Annotated in this window: 19 protein-coding genes; 8 read left to right on the top strand and 11 right to left on the bottom strand. The window is 65.3% G+C overall.

All coding sequences use genetic code 11. The annotated features are described in order from the left end of the window. The first annotated feature begins 123 nt into the window (after window positions 1–123). Window positions 124–1,611, top strand: coding sequence for a cardiolipin synthase (gene cls, locus QFZ94_RS19550; RefSeq protein WP_429458883.1), 1,488 nt, complete (start codon window positions 124–126; stop codon window positions 1,609–1,611). 12 nt (window positions 1,612–1,623) lie between these two features. Here cls and QFZ94_RS19545 read toward each other — a convergent pair whose 3' ends face one another. Further along, window positions 1,624–2,103 carry a glutathione peroxidase gene (locus tag QFZ94_RS19545; protein WP_368586903.1) on the bottom strand — a complete coding sequence of 160 codons (480 nt, stop codon included), beginning with the start codon at window positions 2,101–2,103 and terminating at the stop codon, window positions 1,624–1,626. A 166-nt stretch (window positions 2,104–2,269) separates the two neighbouring features. Between QFZ94_RS19545 and QFZ94_RS19540 the strand changes: the two genes are divergently transcribed. Beyond that, complete coding sequence (locus tag QFZ94_RS19540) at window positions 2,270–4,225, top strand: ATP-binding cassette domain-containing protein (RefSeq protein ID WP_429458881.1); 1,956 nt, start codon at window positions 2,270–2,272, stop codon at window positions 4,223–4,225. Window positions 4,226–4,349: 124 nt separating this feature from the next. Next, window positions 4,350–5,405 carry a CaiB/BaiF CoA transferase family protein gene (locus QFZ94_RS19535; RefSeq protein ID WP_429458879.1) on the top strand — a complete coding sequence of 352 codons (1,056 nt, stop codon included), beginning with the start codon at window positions 4,350–4,352 and terminating at the stop codon, window positions 5,403–5,405. A gap of 10 nt (window positions 5,406–5,415) precedes the next feature. On the opposite strand, the gene QFZ94_RS19530 is transcribed toward QFZ94_RS19535, so the two are convergent. The 3 genes from QFZ94_RS19530 to alr all read right to left on the bottom strand — a co-directional run bounded on the left by QFZ94_RS19530 (window position 5,416) and on the right by alr (window position 8,297). Next, the gene (locus QFZ94_RS19530; protein ID WP_368586900.1) at window positions 5,416–5,694 is read right to left on the bottom strand and encodes a DUF2866 domain-containing protein; all 279 of its coding nucleotides are present in this window, start codon (window positions 5,692–5,694) and stop codon (window positions 5,416–5,418) included. 152 nt (window positions 5,695–5,846) lie between these two features. Further along, the gene (gene radA / locus QFZ94_RS19525) at window positions 5,847–7,223 is read right to left on the bottom strand and encodes a DNA repair protein RadA (RefSeq protein ID WP_410847941.1); all 1,377 of its coding nucleotides are present in this window, start codon (window positions 7,221–7,223) and stop codon (window positions 5,847–5,849) included. Window positions 7,224–7,226: 3 nt separating this feature from the next. Next, entirely contained in the window at window positions 7,227–8,297 is a 1,071-nt protein-coding gene (alr, locus tag QFZ94_RS19520; RefSeq protein WP_429458876.1) for an alanine racemase, read from the bottom strand. A gap of 218 nt (window positions 8,298–8,515) precedes the next feature. Between alr and lplT the strand changes: the two genes are divergently transcribed. Next, window positions 8,516–9,823 (top strand): lysophospholipid transporter LplT, encoded by a 1,308-nt coding sequence (lplT, locus tag QFZ94_RS19515; RefSeq protein ID WP_176108269.1) that lies wholly within the window; start codon window positions 8,516–8,518, stop codon window positions 9,821–9,823. Window positions 9,824–9,884: 61 nt separating this feature from the next. Beyond that, a complete protein-coding gene (gene thiD / locus QFZ94_RS19510; RefSeq protein WP_429458874.1) occupies window positions 9,885–10,691 on the top strand; it encodes a bifunctional hydroxymethylpyrimidine kinase/phosphomethylpyrimidine kinase in 807 nt (268 codons plus the stop codon). 6 nt (window positions 10,692–10,697) lie between these two features. On the opposite strand, the gene QFZ94_RS19505 is transcribed toward thiD, so the two are convergent. The 4 genes from QFZ94_RS19505 to tsaB are packed head-to-tail and all read right to left on the bottom strand — an operon-like array spanning window position 10,698 to window position 14,026. Beyond that, entirely contained in the window at window positions 10,698–11,729 is a 1,032-nt protein-coding gene (locus tag QFZ94_RS19505; protein WP_429458872.1) for a DUF1853 family protein, read from the bottom strand. Then, a complete protein-coding gene (locus QFZ94_RS19500) occupies window positions 11,726–12,712 on the bottom strand; it encodes a uracil-DNA glycosylase family protein (protein ID WP_429458870.1) in 987 nt (328 codons plus the stop codon). The genes QFZ94_RS19505 and QFZ94_RS19500 overlap by 4 nt, the downstream gene beginning before the upstream one ends. Next, window positions 12,699–13,193 (bottom strand): ribosomal protein S18-alanine N-acetyltransferase, encoded by a 495-nt coding sequence (gene rimI / locus QFZ94_RS19495; protein ID WP_429458868.1) that lies wholly within the window; start codon window positions 13,191–13,193, stop codon window positions 12,699–12,701. Before rimI ends, QFZ94_RS19500 begins: the two co-directional genes overlap by 14 nt. Beyond that, window positions 13,190–14,026: a tRNA (adenosine(37)-N6)-threonylcarbamoyltransferase complex dimerization subunit type 1 TsaB gene (gene tsaB / locus QFZ94_RS19490; protein WP_429458866.1), complete on the bottom strand. Its 837-nt coding sequence runs from the start codon at window positions 14,024–14,026 to the stop codon at window positions 13,190–13,192. Before tsaB ends, rimI begins: the two co-directional genes overlap by 4 nt. 166 nt (window positions 14,027–14,192) lie before the next feature. Here tsaB and QFZ94_RS19485 point away from each other — a divergent pair, with 166 nt between their 5' ends. Continuing rightward, the gene (locus QFZ94_RS19485; RefSeq protein WP_429458864.1) at window positions 14,193–14,462 is read left to right on the top strand and encodes an acyl-CoA-binding protein; all 270 of its coding nucleotides are present in this window, start codon (window positions 14,193–14,195) and stop codon (window positions 14,460–14,462) included. 285 nt (window positions 14,463–14,747) lie between these two features. Here the strand turns inward: QFZ94_RS19485 and QFZ94_RS19480 are convergent, their stop codons facing one another. Next, on the bottom strand, window positions 14,748–14,954 hold the full coding sequence (locus QFZ94_RS19480) for a hypothetical protein (RefSeq protein ID WP_152850989.1): 207 nt from the start codon (window positions 14,952–14,954) through the stop codon (window positions 14,748–14,750). A gap of 8 nt (window positions 14,955–14,962) precedes the next feature. On the opposite strand from QFZ94_RS19480, the gene QFZ94_RS19475 reads away from it, so the two are divergent. Further along, on the top strand, window positions 14,963–16,603 hold the full coding sequence (locus QFZ94_RS19475) for a DEAD/DEAH box helicase (protein WP_429458861.1): 1,641 nt from the start codon (window positions 14,963–14,965) through the stop codon (window positions 16,601–16,603). Between the two features lie 403 nt (window positions 16,604–17,006). Next, entirely contained in the window at window positions 17,007–18,311 is a 1,305-nt protein-coding gene (gene aceA, locus QFZ94_RS19470) for an isocitrate lyase (RefSeq protein ID WP_368586915.1), read from the top strand. Between the two features lie 268 nt (window positions 18,312–18,579). On the opposite strand, the gene QFZ94_RS19465 is transcribed toward aceA, so the two are convergent. Together QFZ94_RS19465 and QFZ94_RS19460 are read right to left on the bottom strand one after the other, a co-directional pair. Next, window positions 18,580–19,014 carry a universal stress protein gene (locus tag QFZ94_RS19465; RefSeq protein WP_429458859.1) on the bottom strand — a complete coding sequence of 145 codons (435 nt, stop codon included), beginning with the start codon at window positions 19,012–19,014 and terminating at the stop codon, window positions 18,580–18,582. A 127-nt stretch (window positions 19,015–19,141) separates the two neighbouring features. Then, entirely contained in the window at window positions 19,142–20,044 is a 903-nt protein-coding gene (locus QFZ94_RS19460) for a LysR family transcriptional regulator (protein WP_176108262.1), read from the bottom strand. Between the last annotated feature and the right edge of the window lie 16 nt (window positions 20,045–20,060).

Below are 20,060 nucleotides of genomic sequence, written 5' to 3'. Positions count from 1 at the left end.
TTCCCAGGCGCCGCAGCCGCAGTCTGAATTCGTTGCCCGACGCGTTCGCCGCAGACCACGAAGCGAGCCTGTGCCCGCCTCCGTTTCCTGAACCCCGGCGCTTCGCCAACTGTTCGCGAGCTTATGACATTCGACCTGCTTCACGTCGGCCCGCTGGTTCTCCTTGCCCACATTCTCGGCATCATCGCGGCCGGTCACGCGATTCTCCATACCCGCACCTCGCAAGGGGCGATCGCGTGGGCCGTATCGCTGGTCGCGATGCCTTATCTGACGCTCGTGCCGTACCTGTTCCTTGGCCGCAGCAAGTTCGCCGGCTACGCGGACGCGCGCCGCGTCGAAAACGAGCTGCTGCGCACACGCGCGCATCCGCAGGTGTGGGACACGCACGCGTCGTCGGCCGGGGTGCCGACGCAGCAGCTCGGCTCGCGGCTCGTGCAGTCGCTGACGCGCCTCGGCGGCATGCCGTTCCTGCCCGGCAACACCGTGCGCACGCTGATCAACGGCACCGCGACTTTCGAGGCGATCTTCGACGCGATCCAGAACGCGCGCCACTATGTGATCGTGCAGTTCTTCATCGTGCGCGACGACGCGCTCGGCGACATGCTGAAAGACGCGCTGATCGCGAAAGCGCAACAGGGCGTGCGCGTGTACTTCCTGTACGACAGCATCGGCAGCTTCGATCTGCCGCACCGCTACGTCGCGGCACTGCGCGCGGCCGGCATCGAGATGCAGCCGTTCGCGACGAACCGCCGCTTCGTCAACCGTCTGCAACTGAATTTCCGCAATCACCGCAAGATCGTGGCGGTCGACGGCGAGCGCGCGTTTATTGGCGGTCATAACGTCGGCGTCGAATATCTGGGCGCGAAGCCGCCGCTGTCGCCGTGGCGCGATACGCATATCGAGGTGCGCGGCCCGGCGGTCGCCAGCATCCAGTTCGTCTTCATCGAGGACTGGTACTGGGCCACGCAGCAGTTGCCCGAGTTAGACGTGCCGTCCACCGAAACTGCCGGTCCATCCGTCGAGCAGCGCGACGCCCACGGCGCCGTCGAACACGCCGGGAACAACATGCACTGCATCGTGCTGCCGAGCGGCCCGGCCGACAAACAGGAGACCTGCTCGCTGTTTTTCGTCGAAGCGATCAACGCGGCGCGCGAACGCATCTGGATCACGACGCCCTACCTGGTACCCGACGAAGCCGTGTTCGCCGCGCTGCGGCTCGCGGCGCTGCGCGGCGTCGACGTACGCATCCTGATTCCGAGCCGGCGCGATCACCGGGTGGTGTTCGAGGCTTCGAAGCTGTATGCATACGACTCGCTGCGCGCGGGCATTCGCATCTTCCGCTATCAGCCGGGTTTCCTGCACCAGAAGGTCGTGCTGATCGACAGCAGCGCGGCCGCGATCGGCAGCGCCAATCTCGACAACCGCTCGTTCCGTCTGAACTTCGAGATCATGGTGCTGACCGTCGACCGCGGTTTCGCGCTCGAAGTCGAAACGATGCTGCTCGACGACTTCGCCGAGTCGCGCGAAATCGACCGCGACGAGTACCGCAAGGCGAACGCGCTGCGACGCATGCTGATGCACGTCGCACGGCTCTTTTCGCCGATCCTGTAGAGGCGCTCGTGCTTACAGCAGCGCTTCGATATCCTCGGTGATCGCCTCGGGCTTGGTCAGCGGCGCATAGCGCTTGACCACGTTGCCGTCGCGGCCGATCAGAAACTTCGTGAAATTCCACTTGATCGCCTCGAGACCGAGCAGCCCCGGCGCTTCGATCGTCAGGTAACGGAATAGCGGGTGCGCGTTCGGGCCGTTCACGTCGATCTTGTCGAACATCGGGAACGTCACGCCGTAATTCTTCTCGCAGAAGCTGCCGATCTGCGCGGCGTCGCCCGGCTCCTGCTTGCCGAACTGGTTGCACGGAAAACCGAGCACCGCGAGCCCGCGCGCCGCGTACGTGTCGTACAGCTTCTGCAAGCCCGCGTACTGCGGCGTGAACCCGCATTCGCTCGCGGTATTGACGATCAGCATCACCTTGCCTTGGTACTTCGCGAGACTCGCTTCCTCGCCGCCGAGCGTGCGTGCCGAAAACGAATAGATCGATGTCATGTGCCCTCCCGTGAAAGCCGTCAGTCTATGCCAAAAGCGCTGCCGGTACAGTCGGCCGAATGGCCGATGGCGGCTGCGCTCAATGCGACAGCCGGGCAATCGGCGCCGCGCGCCCGGCAACCCGCCGGGCAGTCTAAAATAGCGGTTTTCTTCAGCCGGCCACGTCGTGATCCGCTTCAATCAGTTCAGCCTCGCGCGCGGCACCAAGCCGCTTTTCGACAACACCACGTTCACGTTGAACCCCGGTGAAAAAGCCGGCCTCGTCGGGGCGAACGGCGCGGGCAAGTCGACGCTGTTCGCCGTGCTGCGCGGCGAGCTGCATGCGGACGGCGGCGATTTCTCGATCCCGCCGACCTGGCGCATCGCCCACGTCGCACAGGAAACGCCTGCCGTCGACAAAACCGCCCTCGCCTACACGCTCGACGGCGACGCCGCGCTGCGCGACATCGAAGCGCGCATCGCGGCCGCCTCCGCGGCGCACGACGGCGCGGCCGAAGCCGAAGCGCACGCCGCCTTCGCCGACGCCGACGGCTACACCGCGCCGGCACGCGCCGAAGCGCTGCTGCTCGGCCTCGGTTTCACGCTCGACCAGACCCGCGAGCCGGTCAGCAGTTTTTCGGGCGGCTGGCGCATGCGGCTGAATCTCGCGCAGGCGCTGATGTGCCGCTCCGACCTGCTGCTGCTCGACGAACCGACCAACCACCTCGACCTCGACGCGATCGTCTGGCTCGAAGACTGGCTCAATCGCTATGCGGGCACGCTGATCGTGATCTCGCACGACCGCGAGTTTCTCGATTCCGTCTGCAACGTCACGCTGCATCTCGAGAACCAGCAGATCAAGCGCTACGGCGGCAATTACTCGCAATTCGAAGTGCTGCGCGCGCAGCAGATCGCCCTGCAGCAGAGCGCGTACGAAAAGCAGCAGCGCACGGTCGCGCATCTGCAAAGCTACATCAACCGCTTCAAGGCGCAGGCCACCAAGGCGCGTCAGGCGCAAAGCCGGGTGAAGGCGCTCGAGAAGATGGAGCTGATCGCGCCCGCGCACATCGCGTCGCCGTTCACGTTCGAGTTCCGTACGCCCGACTCCGCGCCGAATCCGATGATGGTGATGGAAGATGTGCGCTGCGGCTACCACGCCGAAGACGGCAGCGAGATTCCGATCGTCGAGCGCGTGATGCTGTCGATCCAGAATGGTCAGCGCATCGGCCTGCTCGGCGCGAACGGCCAGGGCAAGTCCACGCTGATCAAGACGCTCGCGGGCACGCTCGAACCGCTCTCGGGCCACGTACGCGAAGGCAAGGGTTTGCGCATCGGCTACTTCGCGCAGCATCAGCTCGAAACGCTGCGTCCGGACGACACGCCGTTGCAGCACCTCGCGCGTCTCGCGCCCGATACGCGCGAGCAGGAACTGCGCGACTTCCTCGGCAGCTTCAACTTTTCCGGCGACATGGCGACCGCGAAGATCGCGCCGTTCTCGGGCGGCGAGAAAGCACGCCTCGCGCTCGCGCTGATCATCTGGCAGAAGCCGAACCTGCTGCTGCTCGACGAGCCGACCAATCACCTCGACCTCGAAACGCGCCACGCGCTGACGATGGCGCTCGCGCAATTCGAAGGCACGCTGATTCTGGTGTCGCACGACCGCCATCTGCTGCGCGCGACGACCGATCAGTTCATGCTGGTCGCGAAGCATCGTCTGCAGGAATTCGACGGCGATCTCGACGACTATCGCGACTGGCTGCTGCAGCATGCGGCCGAGCAGCGCGCGGCGTTGAAGGCGAATGCTTCCGGTGCGTCGGACGCAGCGTCCAGCGCCGCGGCAAATGGCGACAGCAACGTCAATCGCAAGGAGCAGCGCCGCCTCGAAGCGGAAACGCGGCAGAAGCTCGCGCATCTGAAGAAGCCGCTGCAAAGCCGCATCGCGAAGATCGAAAAGGAAATGGACGCGCTCAACGCGGAGAAGACGACGCTCGATACATTCGTCGCCGATCCCGCGAGCTACGAGCCGGAGCAGAAGAGCAAACTGACGGAGGCGATCCGCCGTCAGGCAGACGTGAACGCGCGCCTCGATACGCTCGAAGCCGAATGGCTCGAGACGCACGAGGAACTCGAACAGATCGGCTAGCGGCACGCAACGGCCGGGCCGCGCCGGCATCCACGGGAGCTTGGCTTTGTCATTTGCGAACTCGTCGTCCCCGTCATCGGTGTCTGGACCCGCGGCTGCAACGGCAACCGAGGTGCCGCCACCGTTGCAAGGACTCCGCGTGCTCGACCTCACGCGCCTCTTGCCGGGGCCGGCGGCCGCGCTGCGCCTCGCTGAGCTCGGCGCCGATGTGCTGAAGATCGAAGCGCCCGGCGCGGGCGACCCGACGCGCACGATGATGCAGTCGTCGAGCGATCGTGTCGCGGGTAGGCCCGGTGCGTTCTACCGGATGGTCAATCGCGGCAAGCGCGAGACGCGCCTCGACCTCAAATCCGAAGCGGGACGCAACGTGCTGCGCGCGCTCGCGGCCGAAGCCGACGTGTTGATCGAGAGCTTCCGGCCCGGCGTGATGGAGCGGCTCGGCCTCGGCTACGCGACGCTCGGCGCGGCCAATCCGCGGCTCGTCTATTGCGCGATCAGCGGATATGGCGCAAGCGGTCCGTTCGCGGACCATGCGGGCCACGATCTGAACTACATCGGCTATGCGGGCGTGCTCGATCAACTGGCAAGCCGCGACGGTGCGCCGATCCTGCCGAACTTCCAGATCGCCGATCTGCTCGGTGGCGCCTTGAGCGCGGTCACGCAGATTCTCGCCGCGCTCTGGCATGTCGCGCGTGGTGGCGCGGGCCGCTTCGTCGATGTATCGATGACGCACACGAGCTATGCGCACAACTTCGTCGCGCAGGTGTCGCTGGTCAACGAAGGGGCGGCGCCCGCAGCGGGCAGTGGTCTGCTAAATGGCGGCGTGCCCTGCTACAACCTGTACCGCACGAGCGATCAGCGCTGGCTCGCGGTCGGCGCGCTCGAACTGAAGTTCTGGGAAACGCTGTGCATGGCGCTCGATCGGCCCGAATGGGCGACGCGTCACTGGAGCCTGGGGCAGGCGATCGGCGGTCCCGATGCGCTGGCACTCATCCGGGAACTCGCTGATGTGATCGCGACGCGCACGCTCGGCGACTGGGTGGAATCGTTGGAATCGCTCGATTGCTGCGTGTCGCCGGTGCTGACGCCCGCTGAAGCGGCGCAGCATCCGCTGTTCAATCCGCACGCGTATGCGGCGGCGGCCGCGAGCGCCGCCGACTCAGACGACGACGGGGCCTAACCCGCCGCCGTCAACGCCGCGTCGCCGTCTGCCTCGGCAGCGTTTGACGCGGCGACTTCTCGTCGTCGTACAGCAAGTGCTTGCGACCTTCCACATGGCGGCTGATCGTGGCGCGCACTTCGGCGGCGGTCACGTCTTCGGCCACCACGCGCCGCGAGATCTGCCCCGCGGTGTCGATCCACTCGACGATCCGGCAAGCGCCGCCCCATGGCCGATGAATCGGTGCGGAGACCCGGCAGCCGCGCACCTGGATGTGCGGGTCGGCAGCGGTTTCATGTGACTGTTTCAAAGCGCGATCCTTTTTCGAGCATCAGAAGGGATGCATATCGTTACAGCTTAGGAAAAAGGTATGGCGGCCAGGTTACAGCCAAAATGGCGATATTTACAGGGCATTACGGGACCGCGAGCGCGCAATGTACCGGCGAGCCGTCCCGGCCCCGTCTATTCGAGCGTGCGGACGCGGTCGATGGCCTGTTCGATCCGTTCGACCGCAACGACCTGTAAGCCTTCGATCGGCTGTTTCGGCGCATTGGCCTTCGGAATCACCGCCACCGAGAAGCCGAGCTTGGCCGCTTCCTTCAGGCGTTCCTGACCGCGCGGCGACGGCCGGATTTCTCCGGCGAGGCCCACTTCGCCGAATACGACGAGCCCCTTCGGCAGCGGCTTGTTGCGCATCGACGAATGAATCGCGAGCAGTACCGAGAGGTCGGCGGCGGGCTCGGAGATCTTCACGCCACCCACCGCGTTCAGGAACACGTCCTGATCGAAACAGGCGATGCCCGCATGCCGATGCAGCACCGCGAGCAGCATCGCGAGCCGGTTCTGTTCGAGGCCGACCGCGAGGCGGCGCGGATTCGGCGCGTTGGCCGAATCGACGAGCGCCTGCACTTCGACGAGCAACGGCCGCGTGCCCTCCTGCGTGACGAGCACGCACGAACCCGGCACCGACTGCTCGTGCTGCGACAAAAACAATGCCGACGGATTCGCGACGCCGCGCAAACCACGCTCGGTCATCGCGAACACGCCGAGCTCGTTGACCGCGCCGAAACGGTTCTTGATCGCGCGCACGAGACGGTACGACGAGTGCGTATCGCCCTCGAAATACAGCACCGTATCGACGATATGCTCGAGCACGCGCGGCCCCGCGAGCGCGCCCTCTTTCGTCACGTGCCCGACCATGATGATCGTGGTGCCCGACTGCTTGGCGATACGCGTCAGTTGCGCGGCGCACTCGCGCACTTGCGCGACCGAGCCCGGCGCCGATGTCAAAGCATCCGAATAGACGGTCTGGATCGAATCGATCACGGCGACTTCGGGCCGTTGCTCGGTGATCGTCGCCTGAATTTTTTCGAGCTGGATTTCCGCGAGCAATTGCAGTTCGCTCGCCTTCGAGCCGGGTTCGAGCAGTGCGAGCCGTTGCGCGCGCAACGCGATCTGCGCGCCCGATTCTTCGCCGCTGATATAGAGCGCGCGCTTGTCCGCGGCGATCTCGGCGAGCGATTGCAGCAGCAATGTAGATTTACCGATGCCCGGATCGCCGCCGATCAGGACCACGCCGCCCGGCACGAGACCGCCGCCGAGCACGCGGTCGAATTCGCTGACGCCGGTGGAAAAGCGCGGCACGTCCGACGCGTCGATGTCGGCGAGGCGCCGCACTGGCGTGCTCTTCGCGAGCGACTGGAAACGGTGAGCGGACGGCGCCTCTGCGACCGATTCGACGAGCGTGTTCCACGCCTGGCAAGACGGGCATTGACCGGACCACTTGGGCGACTGTCCGCCGCATTCCCCGCAGATATACAACGTCTTCGCTTTCGCCACGCGTTACTCCGCCCGAACCGGCACACGCGGCGCGACCGCGCACATCAGCTCGTAGCCGATCGTGCCGCAGGCTTGCGCGACGTCGTCGATGGGCAGCGCGGTACCCCACAGTTCCACGCGCGAGCCGACGTTGGCGGTCGGCACCGGGGTCAGGTCGACGGTCAGCATGTCCATCGACACGCGTCCAACGATTCGCGTGCGCACCCCATCGACGATCACCGGCGTGCCTTCGGGCGCGACGCGCGGATAGCCGTCCGCGTAACCGCACGCGACCACGCCGATGCGCATCGGCGCGCGCGCGGTGAACGTGGACCCATAGCCGACCGAACTGCCTTCGCCGAGCGTCTGCACGGCGATCAGTTCCGACGCGAGCGTCATCGCGGGCTGCAGTCCGGTGCCGTCGATCGCGGCCGTCACGCCGGACGGCGACGCGCCGTACAGGATGATGCCCGGACGCACCCAGTCGAAATGCGCTTCGGGATGCCACAGTGTCGCGGCCGAATTCGAGAGGCTGCGCGCACCGGCGATGCCCTGCGCGCCGCGCTCGAACGCCTCCACCTGATGCGCGATGCCGCGCTCGGCATCGGCATCGGAAAAATGCGTCATCAACGTGATCTGGCCGACGCCCTGGCAGGCGCGCGCGCGCTCCCATGCGGCACGAAATTTTTCCACCGTGTAGCCGAGCCGGTTCATACCGGTGTTCATCTTCAACTGGATATTGACCGGTTTCGACAGGCGCGCCATTTCGAGCATGCGCAGCTGCTCGTCCGAATGCAGCGCCGTGGTCAGGCTGTAGCGATCGATTACGTCGATGTCGGTCGGCCGAAAAAAGCCTTCCAGCAGAAGAATTGGGCCTGCCCAGCCCAATTCACGCAACTTCACCGCTTCTTCGAGGTCCAGCAACCCAAAGCCGTCCGTCGCGCGCAATCCGGGAAACACGCGCGCGAGGCCATGCCCGTAGGCATTAGCCTTGACGACGGCCCAGACTTTTGATTTCGGCGCATAGCGCCGCGCGACAGCGAGGTTATTGGCGAGAGCAGCGGTATGAATCGTGGCGGAAAGGGGGCGCGGCATGGGATTTTTTCGAAAAGACACTTGCGAATCAGCGGCTTACAAGGCGTTTTCAGCGCTCTGCGGCCCGCTGGGCGGTGCGATCAAGGATTCTGCTAGTCTGAATCCATCTATTTTCATGATATAAAGCCGTGCGCACAACCCATTTCGATCGGCATAAGCCCGGACGCATAACAAACGGCCGGGGCGGACAGACCGCAGCGAGGACAGCATCGCATCAGATGAAAAAAGGCTTTTACACCATCATGGCCGCGCAGTTTTTTTCGTCGCTGGCCGACAATGCGCTTCTGATCGCTGCTATCGCACTGCTGAAAGATCTTCACGCTCCGAACTGGATGACGCCGCTGCTCAAGCTGTTTTTTGTGCTGTCGTACGTCGTTCTTGCCGCCTTCGTCGGCGCATTCGCCGACTCCCGTCCGAAAGGACGCGTGATGTTCATCACCAATACGATCAAGGTGGTCGGCTGCATCACGATGCTGGTCGGCGCGCATCCGCTGATTGCGTACGGCATCGTCGGCTTCGGCGCGGCGGCCTACTCGCCCGCCAAATACGGCATTCTCACCGAACTGTTGCCGCCTGACCGGCTCGTCGCCGCGAACGGCTGGATCGAAGGCACCACGGTCGGCTCGATCATTCTCGGCACGGTGCTCGGCGGCGCGCTGATCAGCCCGCACATCGCCGCGCCGATTCTCAAATGGCACGTCCCCACCGTGAACACGCCCGCGGAAGCCGCGATGCTCGTGATCATGGGCATTTACGTGGTCGCCGCGCTCTTTAATCTGCGCATTCCCGACACCGGCGCGCGCTATCCGCGCCAGGAACACGGGCCGATCCGCCTGATCACCGATTTCGCCGACTGCTTTCTCGTGCTGTGGCGTGACAAGCTCGGACAGATTTCTCTCGCTGTGACGACGCTGTTCTGGGGCGCGGGTGCGACGCTGCAATTCATCGTGCTTAAATGGGCCGAGGTGTCGCTGGGCATGTCGCTGTCCGAGGCGGCAATCCTGCAGGCGGTGGTCGCGGTCGGCGTCGCGGGCGGCGCGATTTTTGCGGCTTCGCGCGTGCCGTTGAAGAAGTCGCTGTCGGTCTTGCCGGTCGGCATCATGATGGGTATCTCCGTGATGCTGATGGCGTTCTACACGCGCGATCTGTTTCCCCCGCACTGGGGCATTTATTTTGGCCGCATGCACGTGTCGGGCTATCTGATCTTCGCGTATATCTTCCTGATGTTCGTGGGCGGCCTGTCGGGCTTTTTCGTCGTGCCGATGAATGCGCTGCTGCAGCATCGCGGGCACGTGCTGCTGTCGGCGGGCCATTCGATCGCCGTGCAGAACTTCAACGAGAATCTGTCCGTGCTCGTGATGCTGTGCCTGTACGCGGTGCTCGTTTGGCTCGACGTGCCGGTTACCGTCGTGATCGTGCTGTTCGGCACCTTCGTGTGCGTGATGATGTGGCTCGTGATGCGGCGCCATCAGGCGAACCAGCGCGCGTTCGATTCGGTCGCGCTGATCGGCGAAGCCAAGCACTGATCAACCGCGCCGGGCCGGCCGCGACACGCACGAGCGGGCCCTTCTTCTTCCTCGCTCGACCATGACTCAATCGATTCCCAATGTGCTGACGATCGCCGGCTCCGATTCCAGCGGCGGCGCTGGCATCCAGGCCGATCTGAAGGCCTTCTCCGCGCTCGGCGCCTATGGCGCGAGCGTGATCACCGCGCTGACCGCGCAGAACACGCGCGGCGTGACCGCGATTCACGCGCCGGACCCTGGCTTCATCACCGCGCAGCTCGACGCGGTGTTCGACGACATCCGCATCGACGCGGTGAAGATCGGCATGCTCGCGAATGCGCCGATCGCGCGCGCGGTTGCCGACGCGCTGCGCCGTCACCGGCCCAAACACATCGTGCTCGACACGGTGATGATCTCGAAGAGCAATCACGCACTATTGCTGCCCGATGCGGTCGCGGTGGTACGCGACGAACTGCTGCCGCTCGCCGATCTGCTGACGCCGAATCTGCCGGAAGCGGCCGCGCTGCTCGGCACGCAGCCCGCCACCGACGAAGCCGGCATGGTCGAGCAAGGCGAAGCGTTGCGCGCGCTCGGCGCGCGCGCGGTGCTGATGAAGGGCGGCCATCTGAGCGCGACCGATAGCCCCGACTGGCTCGTGCAGGAAAGCGGCACGCTGCGTCTCGGCGGTCCGCGCGTGCCGGTGAAGAACACGCATGGAACGGGCTGCACGTTGTCGTCGGCGATCGCGGCGTTGATTCCGCAGCGCGACGATCTCGCTAGCGCCGTGGCCGATGCGAAGGTTTATCTGACCGGCGCGTTGCAGGCGAGCGAGCGGCTCGACGTCGGCCACGGCGTGGGGCCGGTGCATCACTTTCATCGGTGGTGGTAAGCGACGCTATTGCTTCGCGTAACGCCGCGCGTGCTCGGGCCAGTCGTCGGGCACGATAAAGCCGCGCGAGCGTTCGAGCAGATGTCCCGTATCGTCTTCGATGAATCCGGCGACCATCGTCGGGCCGTGTTGCGGTGAAATTTGAGCGGCGAGCGTGTTTGCGTCGACATAGCACGAATCGTTCGCGCCGGCTTGCATTCGATACTGCGGCGCAAGCCATTCGAGCCGCGGCAACACCCGCCACCTATGCGTGTGCGCGCACTCGAAAGCCGGCCAGTCGCGATGCGTAATCCACCAGCCGCGGCCATGCGCGGGATCGAGTTCGGCAGGATCGGTGGGCGTGGCGCCATGCCGGTAGAACAGCCAGCCTTTGACGAACATCTGCGGCGTCCACGTGCCTGCATAGCCCGTCGATGCAAATTCCTCGCGTGCGCTGAGCGGCAACTGATGATCGAGCAGATGCGCGAGCTTCAGATCGAAGCGGTCCTTCAGATTGGGGCCGACGTAATCGGCGAGATGCGCCGCCTCTGCCCTATTCGGATCGCCCGCATGCAGATAGCACTTCACCGCGAGTTCCCAATGCAGTCGCGCGCCCTCGCGCGTGCGCACGAGGAAATCGCATTCACCAAGCGTGCGGCCGGCGTGCCGTAGCGGCACACCCGCTGCGATCAATTGCGTCGCCGGCCCATGACGAAGGAAAAAACCCAGCAGGCGTTCGGCGTAGCGGCCAAGACGCGTGATGCGCGTTGCCGCGAGATCCTGATGCAGAGATTCTGGCGTGGTGTCGAGCGCGCGCAGCCAGTCGAGCGTGGCCTGCAATTCCTGCGGTGTATCGAAGGGAGCCGCGAGCGCGCCCGCGGGAGGCTGAGGGCGCAACAGATCGGGACTCAGCAGCAGCCACGCGAGATCGCGGACGGCGGGTTCGCGCAGTGCATCGACTGAAGCACCGTCGCGCAATCCAAGCAACCTATCGAGAAGCGCCGCGTGGCTGATAGACGCGGCGGGCATGCGCGCCGCCCGTCCCTCGGGGATCGTCACTTTGATTCGTTCGACGGCGCGCCGCCGTTCGCCAGCCACGTGGCGCGCGCAAGGCACAGGTCCGTCCATGCCTTGGCCTTGTCGGGCAGGCTACGCAGCAGATAGGCCGGATGATAGGTGACGATCACCGGCACGCCCTCGTACGTATGCACGCGGCCGCGCAGCGACGAAATGCTCGCGTCGGTCTTCAGCAGACTCTGCGCGGCGAAACGGCCGAGCGCGACGATCAGCTTCGGCTTCACGAGCGACACCTGACGCTGCAGATAAGGTTCGCAACGGGCGACCTCGTCCGGCTGCGGATTCCGGTTGCCGGGCGGCCGGCACTTGATCACGTTCGCGATATACACGTTGGTGCCGCGCGCGAGCGCGAGCGAATGCAGCATGTTGTCGAGCAGCTTGCCGGCCTGGCCGACGAACGGTTCGCCTTGACGGTCCTCGTTCTCGCCGGGCGCTTCGCCGATCAGCATCCAGTCGGCCTCGCGATCTCCGACGCCGAACACCGTGTTCGTGCGTTTCTCGCACAGCCGGCAGGCCTCGCATCCGGCGACGCGCTCGGCGAGCGCGTCCCAGTCGAGCGTGTGGATCGCCGGCAGCGCGGGCGCGTCGCGGCGTGCTTCGGCGGGTGCGGGGGCCGATGCGGTGGGATCGTCGAACCACGCGAAGTCGTCGTCGGGTGGGGCGTCGAAAGTCGGCGGCGCTGAAAAGTCCGGTTGCGGTTGTGATGTCTCGCGGCGTGCGGCGGTTTCGTCGAAGCGCGGTGCGGGTTCACTCGGCGCTTGCTGCGGCTGCGCGTCGGCGGATGCGCGCAGCGGTTCGCGCGAGGTCTGCGGCGCCGGCTCCGCGCGTCGCTCGTCGTCCGCGTCTGCCGGTATCGACTGCGATGCATCACCCTGCCCGGCCTCCGCCTCGCGCGCGGCGAGTCCGCGACGCACCCACAACGGCGCGAGTCCAAATTCTTCGAGCACCGATTCATGCAGCGCCATCTTGGCCCTCCGTGGCAAACGACAGACGCATCACGATCGCGTCCTCCCGGGCGCGATGCCGCGCCGGATAATAATTTTTGCGCCGGCCGATCGATGCGAAGCCAAAGCGCTCGTACAAACGGATCGCCCGATGATTCGACGGCCGCACTTCGAGCAGCAGTCCCTCGAGCTTCTCCGCGTGCGTGATGCGCACCGCCTCGCGCAGCAGCGCGAGGCCCGCGCCCGCGCCTTGCGCTTGGGGTGCCACGCACAGATTCAGCAGATGCATTTCATCGACGACCGGCATCAGCACGCAATAGCCGATCAAAGTGCCCGTCACGTGGCGCAGACAGACGCCGAAATAGCCGTTGCGCAGCGAGTCGCCGAAGTTGCCGCGACTCCACGGAAACTCATAAGCGAGCTTCTCGATCGCGGCGACTTCGTCCAGGTCGCTTTCGGTCATCGGCGACATGTAGCGGTCCGTGAGCAGCACACCGCTCATGGGCGCGCCTCGTCGTGGGACGGCTGGCCGGACGCGCCGTCGGGCGCGCTCTGCGCGGACTGCCCGGCGTTGTGAGCCGCTTTGGCTGATTTCGCCGCCTTGTCGGCCATGCGCTCGGCGGTCGTCTGCGCGACCTTGTCGCGCACGTACTCGGGCGCCGCCTGGTCGGCGGGCACCGTGCGACCCGCATGGAACGCGCGCAGCGCCGCGTACGCCAGCGGCAACGCATGCGGCAACGCTTCGCCATCGACGCTTCGCGCGGCCGCGACCGCCGGCAATCGCTCGCCGAACGCGGCGGCCGCATTGCCGGCAAGCGTGAACGGCCCGTCGGGCAGCACGATCCGCTCAGGCGCATCGAGCGACGCCGTCTGCACGGTGCGCCATTCGTGTTGCGCGTCGTCCCACGCGTAGTCGGCCCAGTAGATTTCGTCCATGCGCGCGTCGAGCGCGGCGAGCACGCGCGTCGTCGACGGATCACGCAGGCGGGCGCTCTCCGCGCACGCGAGCAGCGTGCCAATCGGCACGACCGGCAGGTCCAGGCCGAACGCGAGGCCTTGGGCGACGCCGGTCGCCGTACGCAGTCCGGTGAACGAGCCCGGGCCCGAGCCGAACGCGATCGCGTCGCAGTCCGCCAACGTGAGGCCGGCTTCGTCGAACAGTTCGCGGATCGCCGGCAGCAGGCGGGTACTGGACACCGCGCCGGTTTGTTCGTGACGAACCCAGACGCGCGGTTCGGCGCTGGGCTGACCGGCGGCATCGACGGACGCGGACACGAGCGCCGCCGAACAGAATTCAGTCGAGGTATCGAGGGCAAGGAGCACTGTTTGAGTCATGGACCGTATTGTAATCGGCACGGTGCGCGTGAATGGTGGTTTGCGCGGCCTTGCTGCCCCGCTTCGCGGCCGCCCAGTTTGGAATAAGCCCTCGGCCCCGTTGCGTCAGGCAATTGTTATGATTTTCGGCCGATCTCATCTATCCCGCGACGCAGGCCAACCCACCATGACCGATATCAACTCCCAGTTCGAACAAGCCCAGCAGGACGTCAAGCAGCTGCCCGAGCGCCCGGGCAATCTCACGCTGCTGCGTCTCTATGCACTCTTCAAGCAGGCAAGCGAGGGCGACGTGCACGGCGACAAGTCGGGCTTCACCGACATCGTCGGCAAATACAAGTACGAAGCTTGGGCGGCGCTCAAGGGCACCGCGCAGGACGCTGCGAAGCAGCAATATGTCGAGCTCGTCGAATCGCTGAAGAGCGGCGCGGCGGCCTGAGTTTCCGGCGCGCCAATCATCTGTGGAAATGGCCGTATGGGAACCCCGCCACGGCCTCGCGGGGTTCCGGACGCGAGGCTCCGGGCCATCGCCCTCACGTCCCTACTGCATTCCGGCACTTTTTTCTGTCGGATTTGCCTGAATGGTGGCGCGGTGCAGCAAAGTTCGCTATAATGCCGCCTGCGCTTCACTGCTTTGGCCGTTTTTCCAGCGGTCCTCGCGGCGCAGCGTCCCATAGCGTTTGCTCCAATCCAGTTTAGAACCTGTCCCCTTCTGCCTAGCCCCCTACGGGCTCAAGTCCCAGGCTGGCGGCTCGCCATGTTGGCACGTCGCATCCGATACAGCTTCTAACGAAAAACTCGCCTTCATTGTCGCGAGTTGCCCCCGTTTTTCGATTTGCTCGCTGCTTTTTTGCTCGCTGAATCCGACGACTTGGGTATGCCGATTGGCGTTGACGTTTTCATCCGATGAACCACCCAGGATCGTTTTCAAGGATTCACATGACTTTGAGCAACACCCCCAGCAGCCCGTTGAACGCCATCGCCGACGAAGCACTTGGTCTCGCGCCCGCCGCTCCCGCAGCCGTCGCGCAAGCTGACGCCAAGCCGAGCTTCGCGTCGCTCGGCCTGTCCGCGGAAGTCGTCTCCGCGCTGACCGCCGCTGGCTACGAGCACCCGACGCCGGTGCAGCAACGCGCGGTGCCGGCTGGTATCGCCGGCCGCGATCTGCTGGTTTCGAGCCCGACCGGTTCGGGCAAGACCGCCGCCTTCATGCTGCCCGCCATCGAGCGTTTCGCGCAGCTGCAAAAGGCCCAGGCGAGCCAGCCGCGCGAACCGCGTCCGGCCGACGGTGGCCGCGGCCGCCGTCCGCAGCCGGTCGCGCGTCCGACCATGCTGGTGCTGACCCCGACCCGCGAACTCGCGATGCAGGTCACGACCGCCGCCGCCACGTACGGCAAGCACCTGAAGCGCCTGCGCACCGTCAGCATTCTGGGCGGCGTCGCTTATGGCCAACAACTGATGCTGCTCGCGAAGAACCCTGAAATCCTCGTTGCGACGCCGGGCCGTCTGATCGACCACCTCGAGCGCGGCCGCATCGATCTGTCGCAACTGCAGATCCTCGTGCTCGACGAAGCCGACCGCATGCTCGACATGGGCTTCATCGACGACATCGACACGATCGTCGCCGAAACGCCGGCTACCCGTCAGACCATGCTGTTCTCGGCCACGCTCGACGGCAAGATCGGCTCGCTGACCGGCCGTCTGTTGAAGGACCCGGAGCGTATCGAAATCGTCCAGCGCATGGAGCAGCGCACCAACATCGCGCAAACCGTCCATTACGTCGACGACCGCGATCACAAGGACCGTCTGCTCGACCATCTGCTGCGCGACTCCGGCCTCGACCAGGCGATCGTCTTCACGGCAACCAAGATGGACGCAGACCAACTGGCGGGCCGTCTGGCCGACGCCGGTTTCGAATCGGCTGCGCTGCACGGCGACCTGCCGCAAGGGGCGCGTAACCGCACGATCCGCGCGCTGCGCGAGCGCCGCGTGCGCGTGCTGGTTGCGACCGACGTCGCCGCTCGCGGTATCGACATCCCGGGCATCACGCACGTGTTCAACTACGACCTGCCGAAGTTCGCCGAAGACTACGTGCACCGTATCGGCCGTACCGGCCGCGCGGGTCGCTCGGGTATCGCGGTGAGCCTCGTGCATCACGCCGAACAGGGCGCGTTGAAGCGCATCGAGCGCTTCGTGCGCACGCCGCTGCCGGTCAACGTCGTCGAAGGCTTCGAGCCGCGCAAGGCGCCGCCTTCGGGCAACGGCCGTCCTGGCTTCGGTGGCCGCGGCCGTCCGGGCGGTAACGGCCGTCGCTTCGGCAGCGGCTCGGGCAAGCCGGGCGGCTACGGCGGCTCGCGCAACGGGAACGGCAATGGCAATGGCAACGGCGGCGGCTGGGGCAACAAGTCGGCCGGCGGTTCGCGTGACGGCTACGGCTCGCGCGAAAGCCACGGCGGTTCGCGTGACGGCTATGGCTCGCGCGAAGGCTTCGGCGGTGGTTCGCGTGACAGTTACGGTTCGCGTGACGGCTACGGCGCGCGCCGCAACGACGGTCCCCGTTCGGCACGTCGCGGCAGCTGATAGCTACGCACAAGACTGACCGGACGGCTTCGCGCCGTCCGTGAGAACAGCAGAAAACCGGCGCTCAGGCGCCGGTTTTTTTTCACCTATCCACTGCCCGCCCCAAATTTCGCGATGTGGAAAAATTTTTTGCGTCGTAAAAAATCATGCTGCAAGGCACAAGAACGACTGTTGCAACAGGGAAAATATCGTTTCTCATCACGAAATGCGACGTTCAAGCCATTGATTTAACGTAAAAATAAATATTGGAAAAACGCTTTGCGGTGTCTATTGCGCGTCCATCGATTTGCCTAGACTCTTATATAAGACTTCACGAACCACAACGCCCTCTCAGGGCCCGGCGCTTCGAGAAGACAGAGTCACCCATCCTCCATAACTGGCATCGAAGGAGCACATCATGACAATGACCCGCGAACAGCAAGTGCAGCAACTCAAGCAGCAATGGGAAACGGACCCGCGTTGGAAGGGTGTCAAGCGCACCTACTCGGCCGAAGACGTGGTGCGTCTGCGCGGCTCGGTGCAACCCGAGCACACGCTCGCGAAGCGCGGCGCCGAAAAGCTGTGGGCCGCAGTGAACAGCGAGCCGTTCGTGAACTCGCTCGGCGCGTTGACGGGCAACCAGGCGATGCAGCAGGTGAAGGCCGGTCTGAAGGCAATCTATCTGTCGGGCTGGCAGGTCGCGGGCGATGCCAACGTCGCTGGTGAAATGTACCCGGACCAATCGCTGTATCCGGCCAACTCGGTGCCGCTCGTCGTCAAGCGCATCAACAACACGCTGACGCGTGCCGACCAGATCCAGTGGTCGGAAGGCAAGAACCCGGGCGATGAAGGCTACGTCGATTACTTCGCGCCGATCGTGGCCGACGCGGAAGCCGGTTTCGGCGGCGTGCTGAACGCGTTCGAATTGATGAAAGCGATGATCGAAGCGGGCGCATCGGGCGTGCACTTCGAAGACCAGCTCGCCTCGGTCAAGAAGTGCGGCCACATGGGCGGCAAGGTGCTCGTGCCGACCCGCGAAGCCGTCGCGAAGCTGACCGCCGCACGTCTGGCCGCCGACGTCTCGGGCGTGCCGACCGTGCTGCTCGCCCGCACCGACGCGGAAGCCGCCGACCTCGTGACCTCGGACGTCGACGACAACGACCGCCCGTTCCTGACTGGCGAGCGCACCGTCGAAGGCTTCTATCGTACGAAGCCGGGCCTCGAGCAGGCAATCTCGCGCGGCCTCGCGTATGCGCCGTACGCCGACATGATCTGGTGCGAAACCGGCAAGCCGGACCTCGAGTTCGCGAAGAAATTCGCCGACGCGATCCACAAGGAGTACCCGGACCAGCTGCTGTCGTACAACTGCTCGCCGTCGTTCAACTGGAAGAAGAACCTCGACGACGCAACGATCGCGAAGTTTCAGCGCGAGCTCGGCGCAATGGGCTACAAGTTCCAGTTCATCACGCTGGCCGGCTTCCACGCGCTGAACTACTCGATGTTCAACCTCGCGTACGGCTATGCGCGCAACCAGATGACCGCGTTCGTCGAAATGCAGCAGGCGGAGTTCGCGGCGGCCGAAAAGGGCTTCACTGCGGTCAAGCACCAGCGCGAAGTCGGCACCGGCTACTTCGACGCCGTCACGCAGACGGTCGAGCGCGAAGCATCGACGACCGCGTTGCATGGTTCGACGGAAAACGAGCAGTTCTTCGACAAGAAGGTCGCCTGAGATGAGCCGGTCGGGTCACGCAATCCCGTGGCCTGAACGCAGCAACGATTGGCAAATGTCGAGGGGCAACGTCAGAGTGCCGCCGACACTGGGAGGACCGCGCCGTACCAGATTGGCAGGAACATTAGTGCGCATGCCAGCGGCCGGGGTCTGAGAGAAGCCAGCACGCGGCAGGCGTGCGGCGAACCTGAACGCGCCGGCTTCGCCGCCGGCGCGTTTTTTTTCGAAGGCCGCGCATGCCGGCACGCTGCCGGCGGTGCAAAGCGATTCAGCGATAGACGATCACAGGAATTTTCGTATGCGTGAGCACCCGCTGCGTTTCACTGCCGATCAACAGGCTTCCGAGCCCACGCCGCCCATGCGACGCCATGAAGATCACATCACAGCCGCCCTGCTCGGCCGCTTCGATGATGCCGAGATACGGCGCCGGATGCACGCTCGTGCGGCTCTCGACGTGGACGCCGACGCGGTGCGCCGCATGCTCGACTTCGCGCAGATGCACGCGCGCTTCGCGCTCGCTGCGTTGCAGGAACTCGCCTGGTGGTTCGATCGCGACCTCGGAGAACGGCGAATACGGATACTGCGGCAGACATGCGTACGCGGTCACGCGGGCGCCCACGGCCTGCGCGAGATCGATCGCGCCCGCTATCGCTTTGCGTGAAAGATCTGAACCATCGGTCGGAACCAGGATGTGCCTGAACATGATGCCCTCCGTCGCCGGCTGCGCGCAGCACGGGGTCAGCGTCCAACAAAGCCCAGGGTGCAGGCTGCCCGAAACGATTGTAATGCGTATGAATGCGAGTAATTGCGACCGTCTGGGGATTGGCGGGTCAGTCCCAGTAACCGGGTTCGCCGTACGTATGCTTGAGAAAGTCCAGAAACAGCCGCACTCGCAGCGGCAGATGACGGCGCTGCGGGAACACCGCGTGGATGCCGATCGGCGGCGCGGCGAATTCGTCGAGCACCGTGACGAGGCGCCCCGCCGCGAGGTCCGCGCCGACCTCCCACCACGAGCGCCACGCGAGCCCGTGTCCGGCGAGACACCATTCGTGCAGCACCGCGCCGTCCGAGCATTCCATCGTGCCGGACACCTTGATCGACACGACCTTGCCGTCGTGCTGGAACATCCAGCCGCGCTGCTGGTTCGCGCTCGCGCCGAGCGCGAGGCAGTTGTGGCGCGCGAGCTCGGCGAGGCTGTGCGGCGCGCCGCGCCGGTTCAGATACGCGGGCGACGCGACGCACACGCGGCGGTTTTCGGCCAGCTTCAGCGACACCAGCGACGAATCGGGCAACTCGCCGAGCCGCACCGCGCAATCGAAGCCTTCGTTGACGAGATCGACGAGACGATCGGACAGATCGAGCGTGATCGACACGTCCGGATGCGCGACCGTGAATGCGGGCACCAGCGGCGCCACGTGCCGGCGTCCGAAGCCGGCCGGCGCCGACAGCCGCAAATGGCCGCTCGCCTTCACACCGCCCGCCGACACGCTCGCCTCGGCGTTCTGCATGTCGTGAAGGATGCGCTGGCAGTCTTCAAGAAAGGCCGAGCCTTCGAAGGTGAGCGTGATCTTGCGCGTCGTGCGCACCAGGAGCTTGACGCCGAGGCGCTCCTCGAGCGCGTCGATGCGCCGGCCGATGATCGCGGGCGCGACGCCCTCGGCGAGCGCCGCCGCGGACAGGCTGCCTTTGGCCGCGACGGTGGCGAAGGTCTCGATCTGCTTGAAACGGTCCATGAACGATGCGCGCCGC

The sequence above is a fragment of the Paraburkholderia sp. JPY465 genome, from assembly GCF_050436725.1.
In the GTDB taxonomy this organism is placed as follows: Bacteria; Pseudomonadota; Gammaproteobacteria; order Burkholderiales; family Burkholderiaceae; genus Paraburkholderia; species Paraburkholderia youngii.
The sequence above is the reverse complement of the archived record's forward strand: the minus strand, read 5'-3'. Positions and strand labels throughout refer to the sequence as shown.